Origin of the sequence: [Flexibacter] sp. ATCC 35208, from assembly GCF_001975825.1 — a bacterium.
Lineage (GTDB): Bacteria > Bacteroidota > Bacteroidia > Chitinophagales > Chitinophagaceae > Chitinophaga.
Map to the genome: position 1 here is coordinate 40,619 of NZ_MTKN01000057.1, position 11,221 is coordinate 51,839.

The window sequence follows — 11,221 nt, forward strand, 5'->3', positions numbered from 1 at the left end:
CACTAGAATTTAAAGTTGTATGAAATAGAAGGTACAAACCTGAACAATGACGTCCTCACGGCTTCTGTCTTATTCGGATCGTCCTTACTTTGCCTGAAGGTAATAGTATACGCATTCTCCCTGCCATACGCATTATACAAACTGAAAGCCAGCTCTGAAGAATACCTGCCCCGCTTGCGCAACTGTTTTGTCGCTCCCAGATCCAACCTGTGATAAGCCGGCATACGATAGCCATTCCGCTCTGTATAGTAATAATACACTGTATTGTTGATCAGGTATTTACCACTGGGGAAAGTTACCGCATCTCCTGTATAATACACCCAGTTCGCACTCAGGGACCATTTCTCATTCAACTGGTACATGCCCACTACTGCAATGTCATGGGTTCTGTCCTGCCGCGCATTATACCATTCCCCATTGTTGATCCCATCTATCTTCCTTTGTGTCTTTGACAATGTATAACTCACCCATCCGGTCAGTCTGCCTGCCTTCTTTTTTAACAGCCACTCTATACCATACGCACGGCCTTTCCCAAATAACAATTGTGTTTCTATCGCATCATTATTCAGCACATCTGCCCCATCCCGGTAATCGATCTGGTGCTGCATGGTCTTATAATAGGTTTCTACTGTCAACTCATACTTATTCCCCGCCAGGTTTTTATAATAACCCAACGATACCTGGTCTGATATTTCCGGTTTGATAATGTTCGTACTCGCTACCCAACGATCTGTAGGGCTGGAAGATGTACTGTTTGAAATCAGGTGCAGGTTCTGCACATTCCGTGCATAAGAAGCTTTTACTGAAGAAATATCCGTGAGCTTATAACTGGCTGCCAGCCGGGGTTCCAGGTTAATATAGGTCTTTACAAACTCGCCACTCTTATAATGCAGTGTATCCAGTATATTCCCATCTGCATCTATATTAAAAAAATCACCGGCACCCAGTATACTGAATGCCGTAAGGCGTGCGCCATAAGACAAATCTAATTTATCCGTTGCTTTCCACACATCAGATACATACACAGCATTCTCCCATGAATACCGCTGTTGCAAACGGGATGAATTAAAATTAGATAACTGTGAAGACGTGATCTCTCCCGGTCGCATAGTATGATAAATGGTATTGAAACCAATACGCAGGTTATGTCGCTGGCTGATATAATATTGTAATTCTTCCTTCAGGTTCCAGTCACGGATCTGCGAGAAGATATTCACATCGTTCGCCCCACTCTTTACATTGATCTTATAATTGTAATTACTAAAGATCAGGGAGGTGTTGGAGAACATTTTGCTACTGTAAATATGGTTCCATCTCAGGGTACCAGTGCTATTTCCCCATTTCAATCCAAAGTTATTTCCCACGACCAGGTTATCCGCCCCGAAATACCCGGAAGCAAACAAACGGTCCCTTTTACCCAGCTGGTAATTCAGCTTGGCATTGAGGTCATAAAAATAAAGGCTGTTATTCCTGATAGAGGAGTCATTTGATAAACGAAGGAAAAGATCCACATATGTTCTTCTGGCAGACACCAGAAAAGAAGACTTATCCTTTTGCAAAGGTCCTTCGATATTTATTTTGGAAGAGATCAACCCGATGCCGCCACTTACATTATAATCCTGGTTATTGCCGTCATTCATCTTAATATCCAGTACAGACGAAAGTCGGCCACCGTATTGAGCAGGCATGCCTCCCTTGTATACCGTCACATCTTTGATGGCATCAGAATTAAATGTAGAAAAGAAACCAAACAGATGTGAAGCATTGTACACGGGTGCTTCATCCAATAAAATCAGGTTCTGGTCTGCCCCACCACCCCGTACATAGAACCCACTGTTGCCATCGCCGGCTGATTTAATACCCGGTAGTAACTGGATCGTTTTCAACACATCCTTTTCTCCCAGCAATACCGGAATATTCTTCATCTCCTTTGTCGTCAGTTGTTCCATACCCATTTGGGGGGTACTTAGATTACGTTGCTTCGTGTTGGCCGTAATCGTCACCGACTTCAATGATTGTGCAGCATCGTCCAGCGCAATATTCCTGATCGTATGCTGTGTCAGCGCAATCTCCTCCTGTACCGGTTGCAACCCCACCGTACTGAATTCTATGGTATAGGTCCCTGTGGGCAGCGTGAGGGAATAAAAACCATACTCATTGCTGACAGTTCCGATGGATTGACCCGCTACGTGCACAGTAGCACCAATAATGGTTTCCCCGGTTTTTTTTGATCTGATGGTTCCGCTGATAGTAAATTTTGCCTGTGCAATCGCTCCTAAACATGACAATAACACACAACAGGTAATGATAAGAGGCTTACTCATATTCATTTATGTGGCAGTGCTTCCGCGTCCGGAAGTACTACCTATCGGGTTTTATTTTTACAAGGCTTCCTGTTGCAGTTCCTATTTTCCAAACTCCTTCGCGGTAGAAATGATTGCGCCATCCTGCATCTCAATGGTACGGTCAGAGCGTTCTGCGAAATCATTGTCGTGCGTTACTGCTATGATCGTCTGGTTATATTCGTGCGCCAGTTGTTTAAATGTATCAAATACGATTTGTGAATTCTTTGAATCAAGGTTTCCAGTCGGCTCATCCCCCATTATAATCAGGGGATCATTGATCAGGGCCCTGGCAATGGCGACCCTTTGTTGTTGGCCTCCTGATAACTTGGAGGCAGGTTTCAGTGCCTGATCCTGTAGTCCCAGCAGGGTCAGTTTCTGGTAAGCCCTATCCTCTATTTCCTGCCTGGAATACTTTCCTAACCGCAATGCCGGTATCATCACATTTTTCAGACAGCTAAATTCGGGTAAAAGATAATGGAACTGAAACACAAATCCAATCTTCTCGTTCCGCAGGGCGGCCAGGTTATTTTGCCTTTGGCCGGTGGTTTCCTCCCCATGGATGTGCAATTTACCCTCATAATCAGTATCCATCGTGCTCAAAATATACAGCAAAGTGGACTTTCCACTCCCCGATTTTCCTACCAATGTTACAAATTCTCCTCTATATACTTTAAAAGAAATATCATTCAGCACCCTAAATTTTACCGGGTCATAAAAATACTTCCCGATATTTTCTGCTTCCAGCATGAGCTCTCTTTGCATAGTCGTAATTTTTACCGCCTGAAAATAGATACCGGGTCTACGTTTGCCGCCTTCTTTGCCGGAATATACCCGGCACCCAGGGTCACGATCAGTCCGAATATCAGCCCCCTGAAAAATACGGGCCATTCAAAGCGAATGGGGAAATAACCAATATCCCCGCCCACATAGGTCCTGGACAACTGGAATACCAGCAATACCGCCAGCAATACACCTATCAGAATACCGATCATGCCAATGATCATAGCCTGTTGTACAAATATGCGTACCACATCCCTGCCCCGGAAACCCATGGCTTTCAGAATAGCTATATCATTGATCTTCTGGGTGATAGTCATATTCAGGATATTGTAAATACCAAACCCTGCCACCAGCAGGATGGAGAGCGCAATGACCGTGATCATGATCCGGCGCATATTGGATGCCGCTACCAGTGTGGCATTGGCAGCTTTCCAGTCTTCTGCCTTATACCCTGTGAGGTCAGAGAACTTCGCTGAATAATTAGCGGCATTGTCCGGGTTAGTGACCGAAACATTGATATCGCTTACATACCCGGCCCCTTCCTGCAGGAGTTGCTGGGCGGCGCTGATATTAATGTAAGACTTGGTCTTATCGATCTGGGAATTGTTTGACTGGAAAAGCCCCACTACCTTCATCACCTTGGTCACATTCCGGGAAGAGGTAATGGTAATGTTATCGCCCGGCCGCACACTCATCTTTGCTGCAATGCCCACTCCCAGCAGTATACCATTGGGGGTATTCTTCAGGTCCTGGATAGACCCTTCCACCACAGTAGTACCAATATTGAACATCTTATCTGCCTCTGCAATCCTTACGCCATAGGAACTACCTGTGATCTGGGATTTGCCGTTATTGTAAAATACACTGACAGTAACCTGAGGTGTTACCATCGTTACATCCGGCTGCTGTCTGAGCAGGGATATAATTTTCTCAGGGTCTACGATCTTGTCACTCTCCGGCACTACACTGGGATTGATGATCACAGGTAAGTTGCTGCCCTTCTCTGGCAATAAAGGCAGACTCATCACCTCATCTTTATACACCCGGATATGTGCCGTACTTCTGAATACCAGCTCTGTCGATTTCTTATCAAATCCCACCATCATCGAGTTCATGAAGATGTAGATCGCAATCCCGATCGTAACACCCAATGCCGCTACCAACGTCAACTTTTTCTTAGTGACGATGTAGGTCATGGAGATTTCAGAATTGATATTATGACGGTATCTCATCACTTATTTTTTTTCAGGTACCAGTTCATCATTTTCTGTCAGGCCGCCGGTCACTTCTACCCAGTCGTTGGATATGATGCCGGTCTGAACTACGATAGCTCCTTTCCCTTTCAGCGTGACCTTATTGCCATAAGATAAATAGCTGCGGGGTATAACCAGTGCATTTTTCTTTTCGCCGACAATGATGTTGGCTTCCAGTTGTGTGCCGGTGATCCTGAAATCAAGACTGTCTGTAAAGTATGCCTTTACGATGAATGACTGGCTGGAAGTTTCAAAGGATGGCAGGATCTCGTGTACAGTGCCTTTGTAAATATGTCCTTTGTTGGTATTCAACTGGATAGCGGCTTCTTCACCTACTTTTACTTTTGCCATATTGGTTTCATCCACATTCAGGCGGGCGTATATGAGCTGTGGGTTCGCGATCACGGCGATCACATCACCTTTACGTACATAATCACCCAGTTGTTTTTTCTTCTCGTATATCTGTCCGCTGATCACCGCTTTGATCAGGTTCTGTTCTTTGATCACCCGGTTCACGTCACTCATGGAGCGCTGTGTAACTTCCTGTTGTCTCGCAGTTACCAGCTGTGTATTATACTGGTCTTCCAGTGCTTTCAGGTTGGCCTGAGAAGTAGCGAGGGTGAGCTGGGTATTTTCATATTCCAGTTTAGATACGCTGTTGCTTTCCATGAGACGTTTGTACCTGTCTGCCTGCAACTGGTCCAGACGGAGTTTTTCTCTGGCAGCAGTGATATTGGCACTGATCTGTTGCAAAGCAGGCGCTGTAGGCAGGGTATTCTCTCTTGCAATGTTGTGGAGGGCGCCGGCGCTTTGTGCATTGATGATGTTCTGGCTGTTGTCAATGACTGCCAGTAGCTGACCGGCATTGACCATGTCTCCTTCTTTAAAATCCAGTTTGATGAGGTAACCATCTGTTTGTGCAGTGAGGTTGTTCTGATCATCGGCTTCCAGCACACCGGAGGCAAATACCATTTCAGTCAGGTCTTTGTGCACAGGTTTGACAGGCGCCGTTTTCTGACCACAGGCAGAAAAGATCAGGCATGCAGTGAAGATCCCAATAGTTTGCTGTATGTTCATTTGACAATATTATTAATCATGATCTTTGATTTTGCATAGTCGCTGTTAGCCTGTTGGGATACAGCATTCAGACTGTTGTTCAACCAGTCGTTAAAGGCGGTGAACAGGTCCGTGGCGGAGAGAATCCCTTCTTTATAGATATTCAGGTTTTTGTAGTAGGAATCTTCTTTTAGCGCAGCGATTTCACCCGCCAGCCGGGCGCTTTTGAAAGCCTTCTGATATTCGAGCTGCAATTGCTGGTTGTTCACACTATCCTGACGGGCTGCATGTTCAAAATTATTCTTCGCTACAGCAACATTGATACGATCATAGCGCACAGCTGCCACCTTGCCTACATCAGGGAGGATAGGTATGGCCACCTTCACACCTACATAGCTACTGTTGATCCATCTGCTGCCATCAAAAGGATGGTTGTTGGTGTTCTGCTGCCACCCCAGGCTGCTAAAGAGGGTCACCGTAGGCAGGAACCAGCGTTTATTGGCACGCAGGTCTGCTTCCTGATATTTTAACTGCCACTCAGATTGTAATTGGGTGAGGTAACCGGTAGCGGTCAGGCTCGCATCGAAATTACCCTGATCAGCGGTTTCCTCAATAGTGATGGGGGTATCAGGATCCATATCACAGAGTAGTTTCAGGCTGCTGTATTGTTCTTCCAGGTTCACTTCCAGTTGTTGCAGTTTATCCTGTATGGATAGCTGGTTTGCTTTTGCATTGTTCACATCCTGCTGTCTGGCAATGCCTTCCTGTTGTTTGTTCACCATGATGGCAGTGAGCGTATCTGCATTATCAAGGCTGTTCTTCGTAACCTTTATCTGCCACTGATAAGAGAGGATGTTATAATATGCACCGGCCACACTTTCGTACAAACTTTTCTTATTGAGCAGGTTCGTGGCATTTGTCACCTGTTCGCTGGCACGGGCCGTTCTGACCTGCGCCATGGAAAAGGGATTGAGGATGTCTATCTGCGGGGCAAAGTTCGCGCTGGTTACATATTGCTGTCCAAAGGTCACCTGTCTGTAGGTACCGGCAGGGCCTCCGAAGATCTCAGCAGGAATAAAGGTGACACCTAGTTTGGTATTGTCAGTGCTTGTGAGGTTTGCATCACCTTTGAGCTTCCATCTGTCCAGTTTTGCCGCCAGGGTCTGATATTTATTCATCAGCACCTGTTGGGTAGCGTTTTTGAAAGTGACGCTATGCGCATCAGCGTATACAAAGACTTCATTGAGCGAGCGAAAGGATAAGGTGCTCTGGGCTCCTGCTGTCAGACTACAACTAATGAGAAAAATGATTAAAATCCGGCGCATCAGGCAATTGTTTACGACAACAAATATTCAAAACAATTAGCAACTGTAAAAATCTGGTTTGCTGAATTAGACAAATTGGGGGATGGATTAGTCTTTTATGAGCCATTCCAGGAACTCTGTAGCCTTCTCTTTCCTGATCATCACAGCTTCATTGTATTCCACGAGGAGATTTAATAAAAGCTTCCTGCCCAAAGATTGAGAAACATCGCGGATGGCCTTTCTGTTCACCAGGTGCTGCCTATCTGCCCGGTAAAAGCCGGGTCCTACAGTTGCTTCCAGTTCATCCAGCGGCTGACTGATCATATATTTATGTTGTTCAAAATCGATGAGGGATACCTGGCCATGGTGGATATAGAACAGGGCGATATCTTCCGTTTTGATGGGAATGATCTTGTCCCGCAGACTCACCAGCAGCCGGGAGGTGGCGGTAGGCTTTTGCAGTAATTGAATAATGGTGTGATAATCCGGCGAAATACTCTGCCGCAGGCTTTCATAATGCGCGATGGCATCATTGATCAGGGTCTGTCCATAAGGTTTCAGGATATAATCAATACCATTATTTTTAAAAGCCTGAATAGCGTATTCATTAAAGGCGGTGCAGAAGATGACAGGTACATTGAGTTTTAAATGATGGAAGATTTCAAAACTCAGCCCGTCACCTAGTTGAATATCACTGAAGACCAGCTGGCAGGTATTGGTTTCAAACCAGGCCAGGGCTTGTTTTACAGAAGGGAGAATTTTTACGACGGTCCATTCTTTACGTGCGCTGAGAATATAGTGCTGTAATTCTTCTGCCAGGTTCTTTTCATCTTCAATGATCACTACATTCATTTGCGAATCATTTTTATACTTACACTAAATGTTTCCCCGTCGTTATCGACCGTGATGGTTTCATTATATAGCAGACGATATCTTTCTTCCAGGTTTTGCAGCCCTGTTCTGGAAGACGCTTCCAGTAGGAATCGTGGTTGTATATTATTAGTTACCTGCAGCATAGTATCATTATTGGTGACAGCTATTCTCAGTGGTTCTTCTTCTGTCATGGCATTATGTTTCACTGCGTTTTCCACGAGAATAAGGATGGCGAAGTAAGGTACATAATAGTCAGAGAATTTTTTATCAATCTGTGCATCGAACTGTAAGGCAGTATCGAACCGCATCTGTTGCAGGGAGATATAGTCCTTACAGAGGGCCAGTTCTTCTGCTACGGTGATGGTATCAAATCGTTTATTCTCTAATCCCAGGCGCAGAAAACTGGATAACTTCACCAGGTATTCATCTGCGATAGCGGGATCTTTCCGGATCAGGGCTTTGGCAGTGCCAATGGCATTAAAAAGAAAGTGAGGGTTCAGCTGGTTGACCAGTAGTTCGTACCTGGATTGGAGGTTAGCGAATTTTAGGTGTTCATTTTCAATGTCCAGTTTCTTTTTGGTCCTGTTTAATAATATAACCACGGAAATAATATATACCATGGAATTGACAGCAATGATATTGACCACCCTGTAAAGGAAAAAAGAAGTTTCGGATATAAATATATTCATATTATGTCTCCTGCTTACGAGATAGGTAATACTCGTAACGGAGATCATGAAGAATGTAGAAATGAAAAAACGGGTTTTATGCAGGCGTGTTCTTCCGATGAGCAGAATATGAAACAGCCAGGCCATAAAAATGCCGACGGTGGCACCGGGAAAGGCGAGCCACATATGACTGATATTCACATTTCTGACCAGGAATACGGGGGTCACCAGCAGCATCGCAATGAGCGGGGAGGTGGTAAGCGCCGCGCGGAATAAGGGCCAGCGTTCTTCTTTGGTAAGTCTGGTACTAATAGTGTGAATTTTATATGTGAAGATAAATTGAATTAAGTCCGGGGACAAAAATAAATCTCTTGAAGAAATCCAGTGCACGACCATAGTACGGCTTCGCTACCAATTCGTCACTCAAAGGGTACCTCAATATCCCGGGGATAAAAAGGTGCTCTTTTGATGACCTTTTGATACCCTTAAAGCGATATAGTAATACTATATTTCAGGCGGCAATTAGTTATGCACACATGTGTTTAACTTTCTCCCCTCCATCCTCCCCAATCGAATACCTTTGTAGTGTTATCATAACACCAAACTTCGCTGTTTATTCCTAGCCAATACCATTGTTAGGCATTAAAAATCAAGACTTTTAGAGCATGCAGAACTTTTTATCAGAATTTAAGCTACAGACCGGCTATTTAAAGTACCGTCCTGAATTAAGCAGGAAGGAAACCTGGGAAGAAGCCATCCGGGAGCGGGTCATGAAAATGCACCGTGACAAATACGCACACCTGCTTGATAACAAGGTGTTGTCGGAGTACATGGATTTTGCAGAAGATGCTTATGTTGATAAACTGGTATTAGGTTCTCAGCGGGCATTACAATTTGGCGGGTTCCCCATCCTGCGTCACAACTCCAAGATGTATAACTGTCTGACCTCTTATTGCGACAGGGCTGAATTCTTCAGAGAGTCCATGTGGTGGCTGTTGAGCGGTTGTGGAGTGGGTTTTTCAGTACAGCAGCAGCATATTGCAAAACTCCCTGAATTACAGGCACGTGACAAAGGAACCAAGACCTTTATTATTGAAGACAGTATAGAAGGTTGGGCAGATGCGATTGGCGTATTGCTGGCATCCTATTTCAGGGCAGACAAAAAGTTCCAGACCTATTGGGGATATGAAGTAAGACTGGACTATTCCCTCATCAGACCAAAGGGTGCGTACATCTCTTCCGGGTTCAAAGCGCCGGGTTCTGATCCGTTGAAAACAGCGATTCAGAAAATAGAAGATATCATCGAACAGTGGCTGAAATCACAGGGTGGTACCATGAGAAGCATTCTTGCATACGACATCGTGATGCATGCTTCAAATGCAGTACTGGCTGGTGGTGTAAGAAGAAGCGCTACCATCTGTATCTTCAGCAAAGATGATGAAGAAATGCTGAATGCCAAAACTGGTAACTGGTATATCACACAACCCCAACGTGCACGCTCTAATAACTCAGTCGCTCTCCTGAAATCAGCAACTACTTACGAAGAGTTTCAGTCCATTATGGAATCAGTAAAAGAATATGGTGAACCCGGTTTTGTATGGCTGGATGATCTTGAAATTCTGTACAACCCATGTGTGGAAGTAGGGATGGTGCCTAAGCTGAAAACAGAAGATGGATGGGTATCCGGCTGGCAGGGATGCAACCTGACAACGGGTAACGGTGCGATGTGCAAAGATAAGAAGACGTTCCTGCGCATGTGTAAAGCACTCGCTATCTTAGGTACATTGCAGGCAGGTTATACTACCTTCGATTACGTAGGTGGTGTAACAGAAGAGATCTTTAAAAACGAAGCCTTATTAGGTTGTGCTATATCAGGTTGGTTAGATAATCCTGATGTACTGCTGAACAAAGAAACATTGGCAGAGGGGGTACAACTTATCAAAGATATCAACAAGGAACTGGCTGCTGTATTAGGTATCAATTATGCAGCACGTACTACCCTCAGTAAACCTGATGGTAATGGTGCTATCATACTCGGTTCCTCATCAGGCGTAAAACCGGTGGAAGGCAAACGCTGGATCCGTTATGTACAGGTGAATCCGGATGAATATGGTGTAGAGTATTTCAAGTCACAGAATCCGGAACTGGTAGAGAAAAGTGTGTGGGATTTCAATGGTCGTGACTATGCTATCGGCTTTGCAATGGAAGCAGAACCAAAGGCCATGAGCAAGCATGATGTATATGGTGTGAAACACCTGGAGATCGTGAAGTTTATTATGGAAAACTGGGTGTATCCGGGTACCAATATAGAAAGATGTGTAATACCATCTGTAAGACACAATGTATCCAATACAATTTCAGTAGATAACTGGGAAGATGTAACTGATTATATCTATGCCAACCGTCAATACTTTGCAGGTATTTCTCTGCTGGGTATGTCTGGTTCACTGGAATACAATCAGGCACCTTATTCAGAAGTGTTTACACCGGAGGAGCTGATCAAAATGTATGGAGATGGTGTGATCATGGCATCAGGTCTGATCGTGGATGGTCTGCATGCATTTGACCAGGATCTGTGGAAAGCATGTATGTATGTGCTGGACAGGAACCTGCCGCTGGAAGGAAGCCGTGAAAAGATCTTCTACCAGAAAGACTGGATCAGACGTGCAAAAAAGTTTGCGAAGAACTACTTTAAGAAAGATCTGAAAAAGATGACTTATGCATTGAAAGATGTGCATCGTTATTATCGCTACATGACGATCGTGAAGAATGCAAAGATGATCGACTGGAGCAAATACAAAGAAGAATTACCTGATTATGTGGATGTGAATACCCTGGGTGCGATCGCCTGTGCAGGCGGTGCGTGCGAGTTGCCACAGGCACAATTGACAGTATAGAACAGCGGGCCTGTATATAGGCTACAATCGAGTAGGAAGAAAGCC

8 protein-coding genes are annotated in these 11,221 nt (G+C 44.7%); 1 reads left to right on the forward strand and 7 read right to left on the reverse strand.

The features are described 5' to 3' along the window. Positions 1-2 precede the first annotated feature (2 nt). The 7 genes from BW716_RS27185 to BW716_RS27215 form a co-directional block, all read right to left on the reverse strand. Positions 3-2,324 (reverse strand): TonB-dependent receptor, encoded by a 2,322-nt coding sequence (locus tag BW716_RS27185; protein WP_083728947.1) that lies wholly within the window; start codon positions 2,322-2,324, stop codon positions 3-5. A gap of 81 nt (positions 2,325-2,405) precedes the next feature. Next, positions 2,406-3,107, reverse strand: a complete 702-nt coding sequence (locus BW716_RS27190) for an ABC transporter ATP-binding protein (RefSeq protein ID WP_083728933.1) — start codon at positions 3,105-3,107, stop codon at positions 2,406-2,408. 11 nt (positions 3,108-3,118) lie between these two features. Then, positions 3,119-4,357, reverse strand: a complete 1,239-nt coding sequence (locus tag BW716_RS27195) for an FtsX-like permease family protein (RefSeq protein ID WP_083728935.1) — start codon at positions 4,355-4,357, stop codon at positions 3,119-3,121. A gap of 3 nt (positions 4,358-4,360) precedes the next feature. Beyond that, positions 4,361-5,455 (reverse strand): efflux RND transporter periplasmic adaptor subunit, encoded by a 1,095-nt coding sequence (locus BW716_RS27200; RefSeq protein ID WP_083728937.1) that lies wholly within the window; start codon positions 5,453-5,455, stop codon positions 4,361-4,363. Then, positions 5,452-6,759 (reverse strand): TolC family protein, encoded by a 1,308-nt coding sequence (locus tag BW716_RS27205; protein WP_083728939.1) that lies wholly within the window; start codon positions 6,757-6,759, stop codon positions 5,452-5,454. The genes BW716_RS27200 and BW716_RS27205 overlap by 4 nt, the downstream gene beginning before the upstream one ends. Before the next feature lie 87 nt (positions 6,760-6,846). Then, entirely contained in the window at positions 6,847-7,590 is a 744-nt protein-coding gene (locus BW716_RS27210; protein WP_083728941.1) for a LytTR family DNA-binding domain-containing protein, read from the reverse strand. Then, entirely contained in the window at positions 7,587-8,639 is a 1,053-nt protein-coding gene (locus tag BW716_RS27215) for a sensor histidine kinase (protein WP_179091290.1), read from the reverse strand. The genes BW716_RS27210 and BW716_RS27215 overlap by 4 nt, the downstream gene beginning before the upstream one ends. Before the next feature lie 305 nt (positions 8,640-8,944). On the opposite strand from BW716_RS27215, the gene BW716_RS27220 reads away from it, so the two are divergent. After that, a complete protein-coding gene (locus BW716_RS27220) occupies positions 8,945-11,176 on the forward strand; it encodes a hypothetical protein (protein WP_083728945.1) in 2,232 nt (743 codons plus the stop codon). Positions 11,177-11,221: the final 45 nt, after the last annotated feature.